Raw genomic sequence first — 20692 nt, 5'->3', positions numbered from 1 at the left:
AGAGAATCAATGCCGCACATCCTCATCGTCGAAGACGAAACCATCATCCGCTCCGCCCTGCGCCGCCTACTGGAACGCAACCAGTATCAGGTCAGTGAGGCCGGTTCGGTGCAGGAGGCTCAGGAGCGCTACAGCATCCCGTCCTTCGACCTGGTTGTCAGCGACCTGCGCCTGCCCGGCGCCCCCGGTACCGAGCTGATCAAACTGGCCGAAGGCACGCCAGTGCTGATCATGACCAGCTATGCCAGCCTGCGCTCCGCGGTGGACTCGATGAAGATGGGCGCGGTGGACTACATCGCCAAGCCCTTCGACCATGACGAGATGCTCCAGGCAGTAGCGCGCATCCTGCGTGACAACCAGGAAGCACGGCGCAGCCCGCCGAGCGAGGCACCGAGCAAGTCCACCGGCAAGGCCGGAGCGGCCGCCGAGGGCGATATCGGCATCATCGGCTCCTGCGCCGCCATGCAGGACCTCTACAGCAAGATTCGCAAGGTCGCCCCCACCGACTCCAACGTGCTGGTGCAGGGCGAGTCCGGCACCGGCAAGGAGCTGGTCGCCCGCGCCCTGCACAACCTGTCCAAGCGCGCCAAGGCACCGCTGATCTCGGTGAACTGCGCGGCCATCCCGGAAACCCTGATCGAGTCCGAGCTGTTCGGCCACGAGAAGGGCGCCTTCACCGGCGCCAGTGCCGGCCGCGCCGGCCTGGTGGAAGCGGCCGACGGCGGTACCCTGTTCCTCGACGAGATCGGCGAGCTGCCACTGGAAGCCCAGGCGCGCCTGCTGCGCGTGCTGCAGGAAGGCGAGATTCGCCGGGTCGGCTCGGTGCAATCGCAGAAGGTCGATGTGCGCCTGATCGCCGCGACCCACCGCGACCTCAAGACCCTGGCCAAGACTGGCCAGTTCCGCGAAGACCTCTATTACCGCCTGCACGTCATCGCCCTCAAGCTGCCGCCGCTGCGTGAGCGCGGTGCCGACGTGGTGGAAATCGCCCAGTCCTTCCTCACCCGCCAATGCCAGCGCATGGGTCGCGAGAACCTGCGCTTCGCCCATGACGCCGAGCAGGCGATCCGCCATTATTCCTGGCCCGGCAACGTGCGCGAGCTGGAAAACGCCATCGAGCGCTCGGTGATCCTCTGCGAGGGCAACGAGATATCCGCCGAGCTGCTGGGCATCGATATCGAGCTGGATGACCTGGACGACGACTTCAGCGAGCAGCCCTCGCTGCAGGGCGCCAGCAACAGTCACGAGCCGACCGAAGACCTGTCGCTGGAAGACTACTTCCAGCACTTCGTACTCGAGCACCAGGACCACATGACCGAGACCGAGCTGGCACGCAAACTCGGCATCAGCCGCAAGTGCCTGTGGGAACGCCGCCAGCGCCTGGGCATCCCGCGGCGCAAGTCAGGGGCCGCTGCCGGCTCCTGAGAGCACCCGGGGTGACACTCGCGCGAAAGGCGAGTTCCCCACTGTTACCCCAAGCCAAACATCGCGTAACAAAAGCCGGGTTCATCGGTAACGAGAACCCGGCTTTTTTCTGCCCACAGGCAACACACTAAAACGCTAAACCCTTGAAAACAAAGGGATCGCAAAAACTGGCACGGGTTCTGCTTTATCTCTGGCACAACAACAATAAGAAAGCTCGACCTCAACAATAAAAACAATACAGAACGACTCCAGCACAACAAAAACAACAACGCGGAGGCGCAGCTAACTGATTCTTTTGGAGAGGATTTGCCTTTGGGGTTCGCCCCACGACCAGGCCGAGAATAATAAAAACTGCACTAAAGCAGTGCCTGCACTGGTTGGATCACGGAATGATCATGGCAGCATCAGCATCCAAAGCAATCCGTTTGCTACTGGTACCCGGTTTGGGATACCTAAAACGGGCCTACAACAAGAACAACAGGCCCGCTATAACAATAAAAACAAAGCACGCACCAATTTGGGGGGGAGCTTCGGCTCCCCCAGTAGCTTCAGTCCCCTCGTCATCCCCAGCCTGCCTTTACCATCCTTCCTGCTCCCAATGCTAGAATCCGCGCCAATCGTGCGGTTACCGGCATTTCCGGCCGCTTATCCCTGCAAACAGTGCCTCCCATGCTGAAAAAGCTGTTCAAGTCCCTCCGTTCGCCGCTTTCGCTCAAGCGCCAGCCCCGTCATCGCAGCACGCCGGAAGTGCTCGGCCCGCGTCAGCATTCGCTGCAGCGCGGCCAGTTCAGCCGTAACGCGGTAGGCGTAGTCGACCGCCTGCAGAAGGCCGGCTACCAGGCTTACCTGGTCGGCGGCTGCGTGCGCGACCTGCTGATCGGCGTGCAGCCCAAGGACTTCGACGTGGCCACCAGCGCCACGCCCGAGCAGGTACGCGCCGAGTTCCGCAATGCACGGGTGATCGGCCGCCGCTTCAAGCTGGCCCATGTGCACTTCGGTCGCGAAATCATCGAAGTCGCCACCTTCCGCAGCAACCACCCGCAGGGTGACGACGAGGAAGACAGCCACCTGTCCTCGCGCAACGAGAGCGGGCGCATCCTGCGCGACAACGTCTACGGCACCCAGGAGAGCGACGCCCAGCGCCGCGACTTCACCATCAACGCCCTGTACTTCGATGTCAGCGGCGAGCGCGTACTGGACTACGCGCATGGCGTGCACGACATTCGCAACCGCCTGATCCGCCTGATCGGCGATCCCGAGCAGCGCTATCTGGAAGACCCGGTGCGCATGCTTCGCGCGGTGCGCTTCGCCGCCAAGCTGGACTTCGAGATCGAGAAGCACAGCGCGGCGCCGATCCGCCGCCTGGCGCCGATGCTGCGCGACATTCCCGCCGCCCGCCTGTTCGAGGAAGTGCTCAAGCTGTTCCTCGCCGGCTACGCCGAACGCACCTTCGAACTGCTGGTCGAGTACGACCTGTTCGCCCCGCTGTTCCCGGCCAGCGCCAAGGCGCTGGAGCGCGACCCGGAATACACCGGCGACCTGATCCGCCAGGCCCTGGCCAATACCGACGAGCGCATCGCCCTGGGCAAGCCGGTGACGCCCGCCTTCCTCTTCGCCGCCCTGCTCTGGCCTGCCATTCCGGTCCGTGCGGCGCAACTGCAGGCACGCGGCATGCCGCCGATCCCGGCCATGCAGGAAGCCGCACACGACCTGATCGTCGAGCAGTGCAAGCGCATCGCCATTCCCAAGCGTTTCACCATCCCGATTCGCGAGATCTGGGACATGCAGGAACGCCTGCCGCGCCGCAGCGGCAAACGCGCCGACCTGCTGCTGGAGAACCCGCGCTTCCGCGCCGGCTACGACTTCCTGCTGCTGCGCGAAGACGCCGGCGAGCAGACCGATGGCCTCGGCGACTGGTGGACCGACTACCAGGACGCTACCGATAGCGAGCGCCGCAGCATGATCCGCGACCTCGGCAATCGCCAGGAAGAAGATGGCGAAGGCGCACCGGCACGCAAGCGTCGTCGCGGCGGGCGCAACCGCCGTCGCGGCCCGCGCAGCGACGCACCCGCCGGCGAATAATGGAAAGGGTCTACATCGGCCTCGGCAGCAACCTGGCCGAGCCGCGCCAGCAGCTCGAGGCGGCGCTCGCCGCCATCGCCGCGCTGCCCAGCAGCCGGCTGGCCGCTACCTCCTCCCTCTATGCCAGCGATCCGCTGGGCCCACCCGACCAGCCGCGTTACGTCAACGCCGTGGCCGCACTGGACACCGAACTTGCGCCGTTGCAGCTGCTCGACGCCCTGCAGCGCATCGAGCTGGAACAGGGCCGCGTGCGTAAGGCCGAGCGCTGGGGCCCGCGCACCCTGGATCTGGACATCCTGCTGTTCGGCGACCGTCTGCTGGCCGAGGAGCGCCTAAGCGTGCCGCACTACCATATGCACGCGCGCGCCTTCGTGCTGTATCCGCTGGCGGAGATCGCTCCCGCTGATCTGCAGCTGCCTGACGGCCGCGACCTGCCGGCCCTGCTCGCCGCCTGCCCCTACGTCGGGCTGGAGCGCCTGCAGCGCTGATCGGGCGCCGCCGGTAACGCCGTAACAGCGCGGTAACACCCGTGATTGACTTCACGCCCCCCCATCTGGACTATAGGCGTCCCGTTGCCCCGAGGCGGTGCACAGAGCGCCGCCCAAGAGGCCGAGAGCAGGTGCCACAAGCGCCGGAATCCGGCCCGCTGATGAGGAATCTCCCATGCCTGATGTAACCGTAAGCACCCTGCTGGGCCTGAAGCAAAAGGGCGAGAAGATCGCCATGCTCACCGCCTATGACGCCACCTTCGCCCAGGCAGCCTGCCAGGCCGGTGTGGAAGTGCTGCTGGTGGGAGACTCGCTGGGCATGGTCCTGCAGGGCCACGACAGCACCCTGCCGGTGTCGCTGACCGACATGGCCTATCACACCGCCGCCGTGAAGCGCGGCAACCAGGGCGCGCTGATCCTCGCCGACCTGCCGTTCATGGCCTACGCCACCCTCGAGCAGACCTTCGCCAGCAGCGCCGCGCTGATGCAGGCCGGTGCGCACATGATCAAGCTGGAAGGCGCGGTCTGGCTGGCCGAGCCGCTCCGCCAGCTGGCCGAGCGTGGCGTGCCGGTGTGCGCCCACCTGGGCCTGACCCCGCAGGCGGTCAACGTCTTCGGTGGCTACAAGGTGCAGGGCCGTGGCGATGCCGCCGCCCGCCAGCTGCGCGCCGACGCCATGGCCCTGGAGCAGGCCGGCGCCGCCATGCTACTGCTCGAATGCGTGCCCAGCGAACTGGCCGCCGAAATCAGCCAGTCGGTGAAGATCCCGGTGATCGGCATCGGTGCCGGCCCGTCCACCGACGGCCAGGTGCTGGTAATGCACGACATGCTCGGCCTGTCCCTCACCGGCCGCGCACCGAAGTTCGTGAAGAACTTCATGCAGGACCAGCCGAACATCCAGGCCGCCTTCGCCGCCTACGTGCGTGCGGTGAAGGAAGTCAGCTTCCCCGCCGAGGAGCACGGTTTCTCCGCATGAACACCGTCAAGACCGTACTGGAACTGCGCGCCGCCGTTGCGCGCGCGCGTGGCGAGGGCAAACGCATCGCCTTCGTGCCGACCATGGGCAACCTGCACGAGGGCCACGTCGCTCTGGTGGAGAAGGCCGGCCAGCGCGCCGACTTCGTGGTCGCCAGCATCTTCGTCAACCCGCTGCAGTTCGGCCCTAACGAAGACCTGGCCAAGTACCCGCGCACCCTCGCCGCCGACCAGGAGAAACTGGTCGCCGCCGGTTGCCACCTGCTGTTCCATCCGGATGTCGAAGAGATGTACCCGCACGGCCAGGCCGGCCAGACCCGCGTCAGCGTGCCCGGCGTCTCCGAAGGCCTGTGTGGCGCCAGCCGCCCCGGCCACTTCGAGGGCGTTGCCACCGTGGTGAACAAGCTGTTCAACATGGTCCAGCCGGACATCGCCATCTTCGGCGAGAAGGACTTCCAGCAGCTGGCGGTGATCCGCACCCTGGTGCGTGACCTGAACATGCCGATCCAGATCATCGGCGAGCCGACCGTGCGCGCTGACGACGGCCTGGCCCTGTCCTCGCGCAACGGTTACCTGAGCGCCGAACAGCGCGCCCAGGCCCCTGCCCTGTATCGCACCCTGCAGCAACTGGCCGACGCGGTTCGCGCGGGCGAACGCAACTTCGTCCAGCTGGCCGAGACCGGCAAGGCCAGCCTGCTGAGCGCCGGCCTGCGCCCGGACTATCTGGAGGTCCGCGAGTCCCTGAGCCTGCGCGCAGCCACGGCCGAGGATCGCGAGTTGGTCATCCTGGCCGCCGCCTACCTCGGCACCACGCGCCTGATCGACAATCTGGCCTTCGAGCTGTAAGCCCCGCCGATCTTGAAGCCCCCCGGGGCTTCGGGCACACTCTGCCGCCCATTTTCCCAGGAGCCTCCGCCATGCAAGCCATCATGCTCAAGGCCAAGCTGCACCGCGCCATCGTCACCCACGCGGTGCTCGACTACGAAGGCTCCTGCGCCATCGACGGTGAGTGGCTGGACCTGTCCGGCATCCGCGAGTACGAACAGATCCAGATCTACAACGTGGACAACGGCGAGCGCTTCACCACCTACGCCATCCGTGGCGAGGAAGGCTCGAAGATCATCTCGGTCAATGGCGCCGCGGCGCACAAGGCCGGGGTCGGCCACCGCGTGATCATCTGCGCCTACGCCCACTACAGCGAGGCCGAGCTGGCCAACTTCCAGCCGCGCGTGCTGTACATGGGTGCCGATGGCGAGCTGAGCCATACCAGCAACGCGATTCCCGTGCAGGTCGCCTGATTCAGGCCTGTACCGCTAAACTCCAAGCCCGGAACCATCCGGGCTTTTTAATGCCCGAAACGCCGTACAACAAGGAACTCTCCGCCCATGGCGTACTACCAGCAACCGCTCGATGTCACCACCCTGAAGTCCTGGCAGGACCTGCGCCAGCATCGCCAGACCATGCAGGGTTTCAGCATGCGCGAGGCCTTCGCCGCCAACGCCCAGCGCTTCGAGCATTTCTCGATGAGCACCAGCGGCATCTTCCTCGACTACTCGAAGAACCTGCTCAGCGAAGAGACACGCGCCCTGCTGGTCGCCCTGGCGCGGGAAGCCGGTCTGCAGGACGCCATCGAGGCGCTGTTCAACGGTGATCAGCTGAATGCCTCCGAGGGCCGCCCGGCCCTGCACACCGCGCTGCGCCGGCCGATCGGCGACTGCGTCAAGGTCGACGGGGTCAACGTGATGCCGGACGTGCACCGCGTGCTCAACCAGATGACCGACATCGTCGGCCGCATCCACAGCAACCAGTGGCGCGGCTACAGCGAGAAGACCATCACCGACGTGGTCAACATCGGCATCGGTGGTTCCTTCCTCGGCCCGCAGCTGGTCTCCGAGGCCCTGCTGCCGTTCACCCAGAACGGTGTGCGCTGCCACTACCTGGCCAATATCGACGGCAGCGAATTCCACGATGTGACGGCCAAGCTGAATGCCGAGACCACCCTGTTCATCGTCTCGTCGAAATCCTTTGGCACCCTGGAGACCCTGAAGAACGCCCAGGCCGCGCGCTCCTGGTACCTGGCCCGTGGCGGCACCGAGGAGAAGCTGTACCGCCACTTCATCGCCGTTACCAGCAACAACCGGGCGGCCATCGAGTTCGGCATCCGCGAGAAGAACATCTTCCCCATGTGGGACTGGGTCGGCGGGCGCTACTCGCTGTGGTCGGCCATCGGCCTGCCGATCGCCCTGGCGGTGGGCATGTCCAACTTCAAGGAGCTGCTGTCCGGCGCCTACAGCATGGACACGCACTTCCGCACTGCGCCCTTCGAGAAGAACATGCCGGTGCTGCTGGCCCTGCTCGGTGTCTGGTACGGCAACTTCTGGGGCGCGCAGAGCCACGCCATCCTGCCGTACGACCACTACCTGCGGAACATCACCAAGCACCTGCAGCAGCTGGACATGGAGTCCAACGGCAAGAGCGTGCGCCAGGACGGCAGCCCGGTGAGCACCGAGACCGGTCCGGTGATCTGGGGCGGCGTCGGCTGCAACGGCCAGCACGCCTACCACCAGCTGCTGCACCAGGGCACCCCGCTGATCCCGGCGGACTTCATCGTGCCGGTGGTCAGCTACAACCCGGTGGCCGACCACCACCAGTGGCTGTACGCCAACTGCCTGTCGCAGAGCCAGGCGCTGATGCTCGGCAAGTGCCGCCAGGAGGCCGAGGCCGAGCTGCGCGGCATGGGCCTGGGCGAAGACGAGGTGCAGCGCCTGGCGCCGCACAAGGTGATCCCCGGCAACCGCCCGAGCAACACCCTGGTGCTGGAGCGCATCAGCCCCCGTCGCCTCGGCGCGCTGGTAGCGATGTACGAGCACAAGGTATTCGTGCAGAGCGTGATCTGGGGCATCAACGCCTTCGACCAGTGGGGCGTGGAGCTGGGCAAGGAACTCGGCAAGGGCGTCTACCAGCGCCTGACCGGCTGGGACCAGCCGCCGGCCGAGGATGCCTCGACCCAGGGCCTGATCGACTTCTTCCGCGGCCGTCACCGCGGCTGAGCCAGCGACGTCACCACAAACCCGGCCGCGTGCCGGGTTTGTGCATTCTGGGCCACGGCGAGGTCGGATATTGCACAGACAGGCTTGAACCAAGCAGATGCTTGGTCCACCCTGATGCCACTTCGGACCCACAATAACAAAGGCCCCGCCATGTTCGAGATCACCCGCCATGCCGTGCCCGACGCCGTGCGTCAACGCGCCCACCTGGACAACGAGGGCTATCAGCGCCTCTACCAGCAGTCCATCGATCAGCCAGAGGCCTTCTGGAGCGAGCAGGCCAAACAGTTCCTGCACTGGTTCAAGCCGTGGGAGCAGCTGCACCACAGCGACCTGGTGAAGGGCGAGGCGCAGTGGTTCAAGGGTGGCCAGCTCAACGTCGCCTACAACTGCATCGACCGCCACCTGGAAAAGCGCGGCGAACAGATCGCCATCATCTGGGAAGGTGACAATCCGGCCGAATCCGCCCACATCACCTACAACAAGCTGCACCACAACGTCAGCCGCCTGGCCAACGTGCTGAAGAGCCGCGGCGTGAAGAAGGGCGACCGGGTGTGCATCTACATGCCCATGGTGCCGGAGGCGGCCTACGCCATGCTGGCCTGCACCCGTATCGGCGCCATCCATTCGGTGGTGTTCGGCGGCTTCTCCCCGGACGCCCTGCGCGACCGCATCCTCGATGCCGACTGCCGCACCGTGATCACCGCCGACGAAGGAGTGCGCGGTGGCAAGTACATCCCGCTGAAGAACAACGTCGACAAGGCCCTGCAGAGCTGCCCGAACGTCAGCACCGTGCTGGTGGTCGAGCGCACCCAGGGCGAGATCGCCTGGACCCCCGGCCGCGACCTCTGGTACCACCAGGCCCTCAAGGAAGCCAGCGCCGACTGCCCGGCCGAGCCGATGGACGCCGAGGACCCGCTGTTCATCCTCTACACCTCGGGCAGCACCGGCAAACCCAAGGGCGTGCTGCACACCACCGGCGGCTACCTGCTGGGCGCGGCGATGACCCACAAGTACGTGTTCGACTACCACGAGGGCGACATCTACTGGTGCACCGCCGACGTCGGCTGGGTTACCGGGCACAGCTACATCGTCTACGGCCCGCTGGCCAACGGCGCGGTCACCCTGATGTTCGAGGGCGTGCCCAACTACCCGGACGCCTCGCGCTTCTGGCAGGTGATCGACAAGCATCAGGTCAACATCTTCTACACCGCACCGACCGCCCTACGCGCGCTGATGCGCGAGGGCGAGGCCGCCGTGAAGGCCACCGACCGCTCCAGCCTGCGCCTGCTCGGCTCGGTGGGCGAGCCGATCAACCCGGAAGCCTGGGAGTGGTACTACAACGTGGTCGGCGAGCAGCGCTGCCCGATCGTCGACACCTGGTGGCAGACCGAGACCGGCTCGATCCTGATCACCCCGCTGCCCGGAGCCACGGACCTCAAGCCCGGCTCCGCCACACGACCGTTCTTCGGCGTTCAGCCGGTGCTGCTCGACGAGCAGGGCAAGGAGATCAGCGGCCCCGGTGCCGGCGTGCTGGCGATCAAGGCCAGCTGGCCGAGCCAGATCCGCAGCGTGTACGGCGACCACCAGCGGATGATCGACACCTACTTCAAGCCCTACCCCGGCTACTACTTCACCGGCGACGGTGCGCGCCGCGACGAGGACGGCTACTGGTGGATCACCGGACGTGTCGACGACGTGATCAACGTCTCCGGCCACCGCATCGGCACCGCCGAGGTGGAGAGCGCCCTGGTGCTGCACGACGCGGTGGCCGAAGCGGCCGTGGTCGGCTACCCGCATGACCTCAAGGGCCAGGGCATCTACGCCTTCGTCACCACCATGAAGGGCCTGGAGCCCTCCGACGAGCTGAAGAAGGAACTGCTGGCCCTGGTCGGCAAGGAGATCGGCAGCTTCGCCAAGCCGGAGATGATCCAGTGGGCACCGGGTCTGCCCAAGACCCGCTCGGGCAAGATCATGCGGCGCATCCTGCGCAAGATCGCCTGCAACGAGCTGGACAACATGGGCGATACCTCGACCCTGGCCGACCCGTCGGTGGTGGACAGCCTGATCGAGCAGCGCCTGAACCAGTAGAATCGCGGCACACTGCGGGAGCCGCCCGGCTCCCGCCCTCCCCTGCCGTAGAGCCGCCCCATGGAATTCCTCCGCCGCCGCATCGAAGCCCAGGTCCTCAGCCTCAGTGGCATCGCCCTCGGCCAGATCGACTTCAGCCAGCCCCAGGGCGACCCCGGCCTGTTCGGCCCCGACGCAGTGTGTTGGCGCGTGCACGGCGACTTCACCAGCATGATGGTCGGCGGCATCAGCGCACTGCTGCTGCAGGCCCTGCATCCGCTGGCGTTGTCCGGCGTGTGGGACCACTCGAATTTCCGCGAAGACCTGATCGGCCGCTTGCGCCGTACCGGCCAGTTCATCTCTGGCACCACCTTCGGCTCACGCCGCGATGCCGAGTGGCTGATCGACAAGGTGCGCACCATTCACCTCAAGGTGGTCGGCACCGCGCCGGACGGCCGCCCCTACGCGGCCAGCGACCCGGCACTGCTGACCTGGGTACACGTGGCCGAGGTATCGAGCTTCCTCGCCGCCCACCTGCACTATCGCAACCCGCAGCTCAGCGAGGCCGATCAGGATCGCTATTACGCCGAGGTGGCGCTGATCGCCGAACGCCTCGGTGCCGAGAACGTGCCGCGCTCGCGTGCCGAAATCGCCGCCTACCTCGATAACGTGCGCCCGCAGCTGCTGTGTGACGAGCGCTCGCGGGAGATCCTGCACATCCTGCAAAGCGCGCCGGCGCCCAGCGCCCTGGCCGTACCGGTGGGCAAGCTGCTGATGCAGGCCGGCTTCGACCTGCTGCCGGCCTGGGCCCAGGTCATGCTCGACACACCAATCGGCCCGGCCCGCAGCCAGGCCATCCGCGCCGGAGTAAACAGCTTGGCGCCCACGCTACGCTGGGCCGTGCGCGGCGGTGCCGTGCATCGTGCGCGCCAGCGTATGGGCCTGCCGCCGCGCGACTGAGCGGTCGGCTCCGGCACTGGCCGGGGTCGAATCGGCTATGCCACCATAGCGCCCCCGTCGCGCCCACCGTGCGCGCACCCGATTTCGAGGAGCCCGTCATGCAAGAAGTCGTCATCGTCGCCGCCACCCGCACCGCCATCGGCAGCTTCCAGGGCTCCCTGGCCAGCGTACCCGCCGTCGACCTGGGCGCCGCGGTGATCAAGCGCCTGCTGGAACAGACCGGCCTCAACGGCAGCGAAGTCGACGAGGTGATCCTCGGCCACGTGCTGACCGCCGGCGCCGGGCAGAACACAGCCCGCCAGGCCTCGATCAAGGCCGGCCTGCCGAACGCCGTACCGGCGCTGACCCTGAACAAGGTCTGCGGCTCCGGCCTCAAGGCCCTGCACCTGGGCGCCCAGGCGATTCGCTGCGGCGACGCCGAGGTGATCATCGCCGGCGGCATGGAGAACATGAGCCTGGCCCCCTACGTCATGCCCGCCGCCCGTACCGGCCAGCGCATGGGCCACGGCAAGCTGGTCGACACCATGATCCAGGACGGCCTGTGGGACGCCTTCAACGACTACCACATGGGCATCACCGCCGAGAACCTGGTGGACAAGTACGCCATCAGCCGTGAAGAGCAGGACGCCTTCGCCGCCGCCTCGCAGCAGAAGGCCGTGGCCTCCATCGAGGCCGGTCGCTTCGCCGATGAAATCACCCCGATCCTGATCCCTTCGCGCAAAGGTGATCCGGTCAGCTTCGCCACCGATGAACAAGCCCGCGCCGGCACCACCGCCGAAGCCCTGGGCAAGCTCAAGCCGGCGTTCAAGAAGGACGGCAGCGTCACCGCCGGCAACGCCTCCAGCCTCAACGACGGCGCCGCTGCCGTGTTGCTGATGAGCGCCGACAAAGCCAAGGCCCTCGGCCTACCGGTGCTGGCCAAGATTGCCGCCTATGCCAACGCCGGCGTCGACCCGGCGATCATGGGCATCGGCCCGGTCTCGGCGACCAAACGCTGCCTGGAGAAAGCCGGCTGGCAGCTGGCCGACCTCGACCTGATCGAAGCCAACGAAGCCTTCGCTGCCCAGGCCCTGTCGGTCGGCAAGGAGCTGGGCTGGGATGCGGCCAAGGTCAACGTCAACGGCGGCGCCATCGCCCTCGGCCACCCCATCGGCGCCTCCGGCTGCCGCGTGCTGGTGACCCTGCTGCACGAGATGATCAAGCGCGATGCCAAGAAGGGCCTGACCACCCTGTGCATCGGTGGCGGTCAAGGCGTAGCCCTGGCGATCGAACGCGCCTGATCGCACTCGCAACGAGAGCAACGCCGGCCTAGAGCCGGCGATTTTCTTGGTAAACTGCGCGCCCTCCCGTTCCGAGACGCCGCCATGTCCTCTCTCGACCAGGCGCTCTCCGCCGCCCTCGATGCCCGCCAGCCACTGCTGGCCGAACTGCACCAGCAGCAGACCGACTGCTACCGGCTGTTCCATGGCAGCCAGGAAGGCGCACCCGGCCTCACCGTGGACCGCTACGGCCCGCAACTGATGGTGCAGAGCTTCCATCAGCCACTGCAGCTCGATGCGCTGCTCGATCTGCACACCGCCATCAACGAACGCCTCGGCCTCGACCTGCAGCTGGTTTACAACGACCGCTCCGGCGGCAACTCGCGCGTCGACCGCCGCGACCCGGTGTACCAGGCCACGCCCGAGGCGCTGGAGGACCAGATCGGCCAGGAATGGGGGCTCAACTACCGGGTACGCGGCCGCCATCCGGGCCAGGACCCGCTGCTGTTCCTCGATCTGCGCAACGCCCGCGGTTGGATCAAGGCCAACAGCGCCGGCAAGAGCGTGCTCAACCTGTTCGCCTACACCTGCGGCGTCGGCCTGTGCGCCGCGGCCGGTGGTGCGCGCGAGGTGCTCAACCTCGACTTCGCCGAGGGCAATCTGGCGGTGGGTCGCGAGAACGTGGCGCTCAATCCGGGACTGGCGATGGACTTCGTGCAGTCCGACTACTTCCCCGCCATCCGCCAACTGGCCGGGCTGCCCATTGCCTCCCGCCGCGGCCACAAGCTGCCCAGCTACCCGCGCCTGGAACAGCGCCAGTTCGACCTGGTATTGCTCGACCCGCCGGCCTGGGCCAAGAGCGCCTTCGGCACCGTCGACCTGCTGCGCGACTATCAGAGCCTGCTCAAGCCGGCGATCCTCGCCACCGCCGAGGACGGCGTGCTGATCTGCTGCAACAATCTGGCGAAGGTCGAACTGGAGGAATGGCGCAGCCAGGTGCTGCGCTGCGCCGAGAAGCTCGGCCGGCCGGTGCGCGACTGCGAGCAGTTGCTGCCGGCCACCGACTTCCCCTCGCGTGATGGCAAGCCGCCGCTGAAGACCCTGATCCTGCACTTCTAGATCCGGCACAACCCAGCGCAGGCTCTGCGTCGCGTCACAGCGCCACCCTGATGGCCCACAAAGCGGCGAGGCCCATGCCATACTCCAGACTCCTCAGTCTGGAAGAAGACGCTGCCCCATGCTCAAAGGATTGCAACGCATCGCCTACGCCGTAGCGATCGCACTCGGCCTCTACGCCCTGCTCGGCTTCCTGATTCTGCCCGGCATCGGCCAGCGCGTAGCCAACCAGCAGCTGAGCCAGCTGGCCACCGTGCCGGCGCGCCTGGACCGGGTAGAGCTCAATCCTTTCAGCCTGGAGCTGCAGCTCTGGGGCCTGCATATCGGCGAGCCGGCCAAGCCGCAGGTGGCCTTCCAGCGCCTGTACGCCAACCTGCAGCTCGACAGCCTGTGGAGCGGCGCCCTGCACCTGGCCGACGTGGAGCTGGAGAAAGCGCACACCGAGGTACTGTTCGCCAAGGACGGCAAGCTCAATCTGACCGACCTGTTCAAGCTGCCACCCAGCGAGCCTAGGCCTGCCCAAGAGGAGCCGAGCGAACCCTTCCCGCTGCGCATCAGCCGCATCGCCCTGATCGAGAACGGCCTGCACTTCGAGGACCTGCGCCCGAGCGAGCCGGTCGAGTTCGTCTACGACTCGCTGAACCTGGAGCTGAAGAACCTCAGCACCCTGCCCGACGACAGCGCCGACATGCAGTTGGTCGCCACCGGTCCCTATGGTGGGCGCATCGACTGGCACGGCCAGGTCGGCCTTACTCCGATCACCTCCAAGGGCCAATTGAAGGTCACCGACGGCCGCCTCAAGGGCGTCTGGCCCTACGTCCGCGACGCAGTGCCATTGGTGCTGGAAGACGGCGTACTCGACCTCAGCGCCGACTACTCGTTGAACCTGGCCAAGGGCACCGAGCTGCAACTGAGCAACGTCAGCGCCGCCCTCAGCAAGTTCGCCATCAAGAGTCCGGAAGACAAACCACTGGTGCGCCTGGAAAGCCTGGAAGTCGGCGAAACCAGCCTGGACCTGGCCAAGCAGCAGGTGGTGATCGGCAAGATCCGCAGTCACAAGCTGGAGACCTGGGCCGCCCGCGAGAAGGACGGCCAGCTGGACTGGCAGAAGCTGTTCGCCAGCCATAGCAAGCCGACACCAGCAGCAACCACGTCTGCTACAGAACCAGCGCCCAGCGCGGCTCCCGAAGCTACGGCTCCGGCGGTAAACGAGGGTGGCGCCGGCTCCACGCCCACACCAGCGGCTGCAGAGCAAGCCGAACCCGCGCCTGCGGATGGCCAACCACAAACCGTTAGTGCTGCGATCCCGGCAGAGCCGAAAACACCGGAAGAACCGGCCAAGCCCTGGCAGGTGCTGCTGCGCGATGTACAGCTGCGTGAGTACCAGATCCACCTGGCCGACCGCGCCGCAGGCGCCCAGGAGGTCAAGCTCGACCTGGCCCCGCTCAGTCTCGACATCAAGGACTTCGACAGCCTCGGCACCTCGCCCTTTGGCCTCAAGCTCGATACCGGCGTGAACAAGCGCGGCCAGATCAAGGCCGACGGCCAGGTCCAGCTGCAGCCGACCACCGCCAAACTGCAGCTGGTCACCCGCGACATCGACCTGCGCCTGGCGCAGTCCTACATCAGTCCCTTCGTCCGTCTGGAGCTGCGCAGTGGCCTGCTCGGCAGCGACCTGGCCGTGGACCTGAAGAGCGTCGATCCGCTGGCCTTCAGCATCGGCGGCCGCGCCGAGGTCAACCAGCTGCATACCCTGGATACCCTCAAGGACCGCGACTTCCTCAAGTGGCAGCAACTGGTGGTGGAAGGGCTGAACTACCAGCACGAGCAGGGCCTGGTGATCGACAAGATCAACCTGCAGCAACCCTATGCGCGCTTCGTCATCAACGAAGACCTGACCACCAACGTCAACGACCTGGTCATCGCCCAGCCCGCCGATCCCAAGGCCAAACCGGCTCCCGCCGGCAAGCAGCTGCCGATCCGCATCGGCGGAGTGAACATCAAGGATGGCTCGGCCAACTTCGCCGACTTCAGCCTGACCCCCAACTTCGCCACCGCCATCCAGCAACTCAATGGCCAGATCGGCACGCTGGACAACCAGAGCCCGAAAACCGCCAGCGTCGATATCAAAGGCAAGGTCGACAAGTACGCGCCGGTCACCATCAAGGGCGGGCTGACGCCGTTCGACCCGATGAACAGCCTGGATATCGCCACCAGTTTCAAGAACGTCGAGCTGACCACCCTCACCCCCTATTCCGGCAAATTCGCCGGCTACCGCATCCGCAAGGGGCGCCTGAACCTGGACCTGCACTACCAGATCGAGAAGGGCCAGCTGAACGCCGAGAACAAGCTGCTGCTGGAAGACCTGCAGCTGGGCGAGAAGGTCGACAGCAAGGACGCCGTGGATCTACCGATCCGCCTGGCCGTGGCCCTGCTCAAGGACACCAAGGGCAACATCGACATCCAGCTGCCGGTGCAGGGCAACCTCAACGACCCGCAGTTCAGCGTCATGCCCATCGTCTGGCAGACCATGCGCAACCTGGTACTGCGTGCCGCCCAGGCACCGTTCAAGTTCATCGCCGGCCTGGTCGGAGGTAGCAACGAAGACCTCAGCCAGGTGCAGTTCGCCGCCGGCAGCAGCGAACTGGACGGCGCCGCGCAGAAATCCCTGGATACCCTGGCTGCCGCACTCAAGGAACGCCCGGTACTGCGCCTGGAGGTCGAAGGCATGAGCGCCCAGGCCAGCGACGGCCCCCAGGTGGCCGCACAACGCCTGGAACGCGAATACCAGAGTACGCAATACAAGATCCTGCAGCGCAACGGCGATACGGTACCTGCCGAGCCAGAACAACTGGTGGTGGACGAGGATGACAAACCGGTACTGCTGGAGGGCATCTACCGGGCCCGTCTGAAGCAGCAGCCCCCGGCCGAATGGAAGGACCTGCCGGACGAGGAACGCACGGCGAAGATGCGCGACGCCGTGCTGCAGTCCTGGGGCAAGAGCGAACTGCTGCTGCGCCAACTCGGCCAGGCTCGAGCTGCCAGCATCAAGGATTACCTGGTCGAGCGTGGCGGCCTGGAAGACCAGCGTATCTACCTGCTTGATGTCAGCCTCAGTCAGGACCCGGCCGCCGCTCAAGTACCCACCGCGCTGCACCTAGGGAGCCTGTGATGATCCGGAGCATGTTGCCGCTCACCCTGATGCTACTCAGTGGCCTGACCGAGGCAGGCACCCTGCGCTGCGGCAGCAAGCTGGTCAACGAGGGCGATCGCGCCTTCGAGGTAGAGCGCAAATGCGGCGAGCCCGCTCACCGCGATCTGGTCGGCTATACCGGTGGCTACTCTGGAGGGCGAGAGCTGGTGATAGAGGAATGGGTATACGGGCCGAACAACGGCATGCTCAGCATCCTCACCTTTCAGGGCAACCGCCTGACACGCATCGAAACCAAACGCGCCGACTGACAAGCCAGGTCCCCTGGATATAGGCTGCCCCATGTGTCCCGTCCAACTGGCGCTTCGCGATGTACAAAACCACCCTTCTAACGCTTAGCCTGCTGCTGTCCGGCATGGCCGAGGCCAGCTCGACCCTGCGCTGCGGCAGCAGGTTGATCAGCACCCAGGATCTGGCCAGCGAAATCGAAGCCAAGTGTGGCGAACCAGCCAGTCGGGAGTTTCTGGGGTACCGGGAAGTGACCGATTACTATGGGACTGTGACTGAAGTAGCGATCGAAGAGTGGGTCTACGGACCGAAGAACGGCATGTATTATTTTCTTCGCCTGGAAGGCAACCGCCTGGTCAAGATCGAAAGTAAACGCGGCGACTAAATACACCAACAAGGAAGATCCTCCCATGAAAGGAAAACTGCTCCTCATCGGTAGCCTGCTGCTTGCCTGCTCTGCCAATGCGGCCTCGCTACGCTGCCCCAAGGGCATCGCCAGCACCGGCGACCGCGGTGTCGAAGTACTGAGCAAGTGCGGAGAACCGGTCAGCAAATCGGTGATCGGCTATGTCACCAGCCCCAGGCAGAACATCGAGGTCCCGCAAGAGGAATGGATCTACACCCCCGAGGGAGGAATGCAGTACTTCCTACTGATCGAAGGCGGCGTTCTTACCCGCATCGATAGCAAACGAGGCAGCTAAGCATCGCCCTACTGCAATCAGTTGCAGCACAAAAAAGCCCCGCGATGCGGGGCTTTTTCTGATCCGAGAAGCTACAGCTTGCTGCTGAAGTCGCGCACTTCCTGTTGCGCCCGCTCCTTGGTCCAGCCGTAGCGCTCCTGGAGTTTACCCTCCAGATACTCGCTATGGCCTTCGACAATATCCATATCGTCATTGGTCAGGTTGCCCCAGCGCTCCTGGATACGACCGGAGAGCTGCTTCCACTTACCTTTGATCACATCGGAATTCATGAGTCCGTCTCCCTCTGAGGAGCTGCCGGCTCTAGGCCGGCAGCTCAGTGGGTCATTCGGTGGATTTCAGGCCGTCAGCGGACACCGCCGTCACGCCCTTGATGGCCTTGGCCTTCTCGACGGCCAGATCACGCTCGGCATCGGTCGGCACCACGCCAGACAGCGCGACTACGCCCTGGTTGGTTTCCACCTTGATGTCCAGGCCGCTGATACTGTCATCAGCCAGGAAGCTGGCCTTCACCTTGCTGGTGATCCAGGTATCGGTAACCGCCTCTTCTGCATTGTCGACGGTCTCGCTAGCAGCCAGCTGCATCGATTGCACGTTAGCCGGCGCAGTGAGTTCATCGGCGAAGGCCGCATTACTCAGCGGCAGGCTCATGGCGGCGGCAGTGAGGGTGGCAAGGGTCCACTTATTGAACTGCTGTTTCATGGCGATCTACTCCTGATTGCTTCTGACGTATCGGCAGCCAACTCCTGGCTGCGCTTGCACTAGGGATATCGCAAGCGCTGTGCCAGGCCAGGACAAAAAATAAAACCCTTAAATTTCAGCAAATTATAAAAATTCAGCATAAATCTCGGCATGCAGAATGCCGAGACTCGCAAAAGTAATCGTGCAGATTGCAATATCTACCCGCAGTACGAATCGCGACCGCCGCCGCGACGGCGAGATAAGCAACCGAGAAAATCCGGACAAAAAAAGAGGGCCCCTAAGGGCCCTCTTTCCTGCTGCGAGGCTGAGGCTTAAACGCCTGACGCCTTGGCAGCGGCAACGTCCTTGATGGACAGCTTGATGCGACCGCGGTTGTCGACGTCCAGTACCAGCACTTCGACTTCCTGACCTTCTTTCAGTACGTCGGTGACCTTCTCAACGCGAGCGTCGCTCAGCATGGAGATGTGCACCAGACCGTCCTTGCCCGGCAGGATGTTGACGAAGGCGCCGAAGTCGACGATGCGCTCGACCTTGCCGACGTAGATCTTGCCGATCTCGGCTTCCGCGGTGATACCCAGTACGCGCTGACGCGCGGCCTCAGCAGCTTCCTTGGTTTCGCCGAAGATCTTGATCGAGCCATCGTCTTCGATGTCGATCGAGGCCTTGGTCTCTTCGCAGATACCACGGATGGTGGCGCCGCCCTTGCCGATGACGTCGCGGATTTTGTCCTGGTCGATCTTCATCGCGATCATGGTCGGTGCGTTGGCCGACAGCTCGGTGCGCGACTGGGCGATAACCTGGTTCATCTGGCCGAGGATGTTCAGGCGAGCCTCCAGCGCCTGATTCAGGGCGATCTCCATGATCTCTTCGGTGATGCCCTGGATCTTGATGTCCATCTGCAGCGCGGTGACGCCATTGGCGGTACCGGCAACCTTGAAGTCCATGTCGCCCAGGTGGTCTTCGTCACCGAGGATGTCGGTCAGTACGGCGAACTTGTCGCCTTCCTTGACCAGACCCATGGCGATACCGGCAACCGGCGCCTTCATCGGCACGCCAGCGTCCATCAGGGCCAGGGAAGCGCCGCAGACCGAAGCCATGGAGGACGAACCGTTGGACTCGGTGATTTCCGAGACGATACGGATGGTGTACGGGAACTCGTCGGCAGCCGGCAGCATGGCGGCTACGCCACGACGAGCCAGACGACCGTGGCCGATTTCACGGCGACCGGTGGCGCCCATGCGACCACACTCACCGACCGAGTACGGCGGGAAGTTGTAGTGCAGCATGAAGGGGTCTTTCTTCTCGCCTTCCAGGGTGTCGAGCAGCTGCGCGTCACGGGCGGTACCGAGGGTGGCAACCACCAGGGCCTGGGTTTCACCACGGGTGAACAGGGCCGAGCCGTGGGTCTTGTCGAGCACGCCGACTTCGATGTTCAGGCCACGTACGGTGCGGGTGTCGCGACCGTCGATACGCGGTTTGCCGTTGACGATGTTCTCGCGCACGGTGCGGTATTCGATCAGGCCGAAGGCATCTTTGACTTCGCCGGAAGACGGCTGGCCTTCCTCGCCGGAGAACTTGGCAACGATCTGGTCGCGCAGCTCGTCCAGACGGTTGTAGCGGTCCTGCTTGATGGTGATGGTGTAGGCCTGGGAGATGGCCTCGCCGAACTCGGCCTTGATGGCGCTGAGCAGAGCGGTGTTCTCGGCCGGGGCAGTCCAGTTCCAGCGCGGCTTGCCGGTTTCGGCAGCCAGTTCGCCAACGGCCTTGATCACGGCCTGGAACTCGTCATGGGCGAACAGTACGGCGCCCAGCATCTGGTCTTCGGTCAGCTCTTTGGCTTCGGATTCAACCATCAGCACGGCGTCTTTGGTACCGGCCACGACCATGTCCAGGCTGGAAGCCTTGAGCTGCTCGTAGGTCGGGTTCAGCAGGTAGCCGGTTTCCGGGTGGAAGGCTACGCGAGCGGCGCCGATCGGGCCGTCGAACGGAATGCCGGAGATGGCCAGGGCGGCCGAGGTGCCGATCATCGCGGCGATGTCCGGATCGGTCTTCTTGCTGGTGGAGACCACGGTGCAGATGACCTGCACTTCGTTGAGGAAGCCTTCCGGGAACAGCGGACGGATCGGACGGTCGATCAGGCGCGAGGTCAGGGTCTCTTTCTCGGAAGGACGCGCTTCACGCTTGAAGAAGCCGCCAGGGATCTTGCCGGCAGCGTAGGTTTTTTCCTGGTAGTGCACGGACAGCGGGAAGAAACCCTTGCCCGGATCGGCTTGCTTGGCGCCAACCACGGTGCACAGCACGCTGACATCGTTATCCACGGTAACCAGGACGGCACCGGAGGCCTGACGGGCAATGCGCCCGGTTTCGAGGGTGACGGTCGACTGACCGAACTGGAACTTTTTAATAACCGGAGTCACGGTATTTTCCTTCT

18 protein-coding genes are annotated in these 20692 nt (G+C 65.0%); 15 read left to right on the top strand and 3 right to left on the bottom strand.

All coding sequences use genetic code 11. The features are described 5' to 3' along the window. Positions 1–9: 9 nt before the first annotated feature. From PTT45_RS17990 to PTT45_RS17920, 15 genes are all read left to right on the top strand, one after another. Positions 10–1425, top strand: coding sequence for a sigma-54-dependent transcriptional regulator (locus PTT45_RS17990; RefSeq protein WP_273815122.1), 1416 nt, complete (start codon positions 10–12; stop codon positions 1423–1425). 669 nt (positions 1426–2094) lie between these two features. Next, a complete protein-coding gene (locus tag PTT45_RS17985; RefSeq protein WP_273815121.1) occupies positions 2095–3507 on the top strand; it encodes a polynucleotide adenylyltransferase PcnB in 1413 nt (470 codons plus the stop codon). Next, a complete protein-coding gene (gene folK, locus PTT45_RS17980; RefSeq protein ID WP_273815120.1) occupies positions 3507–3995 on the top strand; it encodes a 2-amino-4-hydroxy-6-hydroxymethyldihydropteridine diphosphokinase in 489 nt (162 codons plus the stop codon). The genes PTT45_RS17985 and folK overlap by 1 nt, the downstream gene beginning before the upstream one ends. A gap of 175 nt (positions 3996–4170) precedes the next feature. Beyond that, on the top strand, positions 4171–4971 hold the full coding sequence (panB, locus tag PTT45_RS17975; RefSeq protein WP_273815118.1) for a 3-methyl-2-oxobutanoate hydroxymethyltransferase: 801 nt from the start codon (positions 4171–4173) through the stop codon (positions 4969–4971). Continuing rightward, complete coding sequence (gene panC, locus PTT45_RS17970; protein WP_273815116.1) at positions 4968–5816, top strand: pantoate--beta-alanine ligase; 849 nt, start codon at positions 4968–4970, stop codon at positions 5814–5816. Before panB ends, panC begins: the two co-directional genes overlap by 4 nt. A gap of 71 nt (positions 5817–5887) precedes the next feature. Then, positions 5888–6268: an aspartate 1-decarboxylase gene (gene panD, locus PTT45_RS17965; RefSeq protein ID WP_273815114.1), complete on the top strand. Its 381-nt coding sequence runs from the start codon at positions 5888–5890 to the stop codon at positions 6266–6268. Between the two features lie 87 nt (positions 6269–6355). Continuing rightward, positions 6356–8020: a glucose-6-phosphate isomerase gene (gene pgi, locus PTT45_RS17960; RefSeq protein ID WP_273815113.1), complete on the top strand. Its 1665-nt coding sequence runs from the start codon at positions 6356–6358 to the stop codon at positions 8018–8020. 150 nt (positions 8021–8170) lie between these two features. Then, entirely contained in the window at positions 8171–10108 is a 1938-nt protein-coding gene (gene acs, locus PTT45_RS17955; RefSeq protein WP_273815111.1) for an acetate--CoA ligase, read from the top strand. 60 nt (positions 10109–10168) lie between these two features. Next, complete coding sequence (locus PTT45_RS17950) at positions 10169–11047, top strand: oxygenase MpaB family protein (RefSeq protein ID WP_273815109.1); 879 nt, start codon at positions 10169–10171, stop codon at positions 11045–11047. 98 nt (positions 11048–11145) lie between these two features. Further along, the gene (locus tag PTT45_RS17945) at positions 11146–12327 is read left to right on the top strand and encodes an acetyl-CoA C-acetyltransferase (RefSeq protein ID WP_273815108.1); all 1182 of its coding nucleotides are present in this window, start codon (positions 11146–11148) and stop codon (positions 12325–12327) included. Positions 12328–12411: 84 nt separating this feature from the next. Beyond that, complete coding sequence (locus PTT45_RS17940) at positions 12412–13425, top strand: class I SAM-dependent rRNA methyltransferase (RefSeq protein WP_273815106.1); 1014 nt, start codon at positions 12412–12414, stop codon at positions 13423–13425. Positions 13426–13543: 118 nt separating this feature from the next. Beyond that, positions 13544–16594: a DUF748 domain-containing protein gene (locus PTT45_RS17935; RefSeq protein WP_273815104.1), complete on the top strand. Its 3051-nt coding sequence runs from the start codon at positions 13544–13546 to the stop codon at positions 16592–16594. Then, positions 16594–16884 carry a DUF2845 domain-containing protein gene (locus tag PTT45_RS17930; RefSeq protein WP_273815103.1) on the top strand — a complete coding sequence of 97 codons (291 nt, stop codon included), beginning with the start codon at positions 16594–16596 and terminating at the stop codon, positions 16882–16884. Before PTT45_RS17935 ends, PTT45_RS17930 begins: the two co-directional genes overlap by 1 nt. A gap of 59 nt (positions 16885–16943) precedes the next feature. Further along, complete coding sequence (locus PTT45_RS17925) at positions 16944–17246, top strand: DUF2845 domain-containing protein (RefSeq protein WP_273815101.1); 303 nt, start codon at positions 16944–16946, stop codon at positions 17244–17246. Between the two features lie 25 nt (positions 17247–17271). Beyond that, positions 17272–17562: a DUF2845 domain-containing protein gene (locus tag PTT45_RS17920; protein WP_273815100.1), complete on the top strand. Its 291-nt coding sequence runs from the start codon at positions 17272–17274 to the stop codon at positions 17560–17562. A gap of 71 nt (positions 17563–17633) precedes the next feature. Here PTT45_RS17920 and PTT45_RS17915 read toward each other — a convergent pair whose 3' ends face one another. The 3 genes from PTT45_RS17915 to pnp form a co-directional block, all read right to left on the bottom strand. After that, entirely contained in the window at positions 17634–17831 is a 198-nt protein-coding gene (locus tag PTT45_RS17915; RefSeq protein WP_192321988.1) for a CsbD family protein, read from the bottom strand. A gap of 52 nt (positions 17832–17883) precedes the next feature. Continuing rightward, entirely contained in the window at positions 17884–18261 is a 378-nt protein-coding gene (locus tag PTT45_RS17910) for a BON domain-containing protein (RefSeq protein WP_273815099.1), read from the bottom strand. A gap of 311 nt (positions 18262–18572) precedes the next feature. Continuing rightward, entirely contained in the window at positions 18573–20678 is a 2106-nt protein-coding gene (gene pnp / locus PTT45_RS17905) for a polyribonucleotide nucleotidyltransferase (RefSeq protein WP_273815097.1), read from the bottom strand. Between the last annotated feature and the right edge of the window lie 14 nt (positions 20679–20692).

The sequence above is a fragment of the Pseudomonas sp. Gutcm_11s genome (assembly GCF_028649395.1).
In the GTDB taxonomy this organism is placed as follows: Bacteria; Pseudomonadota; Gammaproteobacteria; order Pseudomonadales; family Pseudomonadaceae; genus Aquipseudomonas.
This window is presented reverse-complemented; position numbering and strand designations above follow the sequence as displayed.

Bases quoted from the DNA above. Each gene is read 5' to 3' on its own strand.
- PTT45_RS17990 (WP_273815122.1), top strand. From the start codon at position 10: ATGCCGCACATCCTCATCGTCGAAGACGAAACCATCATCCGCTCCGCC.
- PTT45_RS17985 (WP_273815121.1), top strand. From the start codon at position 2,095: ATGCTGAAAAAGCTGTTCAAGTCCCTCCGTTCGCCGCTTTCGCTCAAG.
- folK (WP_273815120.1), top strand. From the start codon at position 3,507: ATGGAAAGGGTCTACATCGGCCTCGGCAGCAACCTGGCCGAGCCGCGC.
- panB (WP_273815118.1), top strand. From the start codon at position 4,171: ATGCCTGATGTAACCGTAAGCACCCTGCTGGGCCTGAAGCAAAAGGGC.
- panC (WP_273815116.1), top strand. From the start codon at position 4,968: ATGAACACCGTCAAGACCGTACTGGAACTGCGCGCCGCCGTTGCGCGC.
- panD (WP_273815114.1), top strand. From the start codon at position 5,888: ATGCAAGCCATCATGCTCAAGGCCAAGCTGCACCGCGCCATCGTCACC.
- pgi (WP_273815113.1), top strand. From the start codon at position 6,356: ATGGCGTACTACCAGCAACCGCTCGATGTCACCACCCTGAAGTCCTGG.
- acs (WP_273815111.1), top strand. From the start codon at position 8,171: ATGTTCGAGATCACCCGCCATGCCGTGCCCGACGCCGTGCGTCAACGC.
- PTT45_RS17950 (WP_273815109.1), top strand. From the start codon at position 10,169: ATGGAATTCCTCCGCCGCCGCATCGAAGCCCAGGTCCTCAGCCTCAGT.
- PTT45_RS17945 (WP_273815108.1), top strand. From the start codon at position 11,146: ATGCAAGAAGTCGTCATCGTCGCCGCCACCCGCACCGCCATCGGCAGC.
- PTT45_RS17940 (WP_273815106.1), top strand. From the start codon at position 12,412: ATGTCCTCTCTCGACCAGGCGCTCTCCGCCGCCCTCGATGCCCGCCAG.
- PTT45_RS17935 (WP_273815104.1), top strand. From the start codon at position 13,544: ATGCTCAAAGGATTGCAACGCATCGCCTACGCCGTAGCGATCGCACTC.
- PTT45_RS17930 (WP_273815103.1), top strand. From the start codon at position 16,594: ATGATCCGGAGCATGTTGCCGCTCACCCTGATGCTACTCAGTGGCCTG.
- PTT45_RS17925 (WP_273815101.1), top strand. From the start codon at position 16,944: ATGTACAAAACCACCCTTCTAACGCTTAGCCTGCTGCTGTCCGGCATG.
- PTT45_RS17920 (WP_273815100.1), top strand. From the start codon at position 17,272: ATGAAAGGAAAACTGCTCCTCATCGGTAGCCTGCTGCTTGCCTGCTCT.
- PTT45_RS17915 (WP_192321988.1), bottom strand. From the start codon at position 17,831: ATGAATTCCGATGTGATCAAAGGTAAGTGGAAGCAGCTCTCCGGTCGT.
- PTT45_RS17910 (WP_273815099.1), bottom strand. From the start codon at position 18,261: ATGAAACAGCAGTTCAATAAGTGGACCCTTGCCACCCTCACTGCCGCC.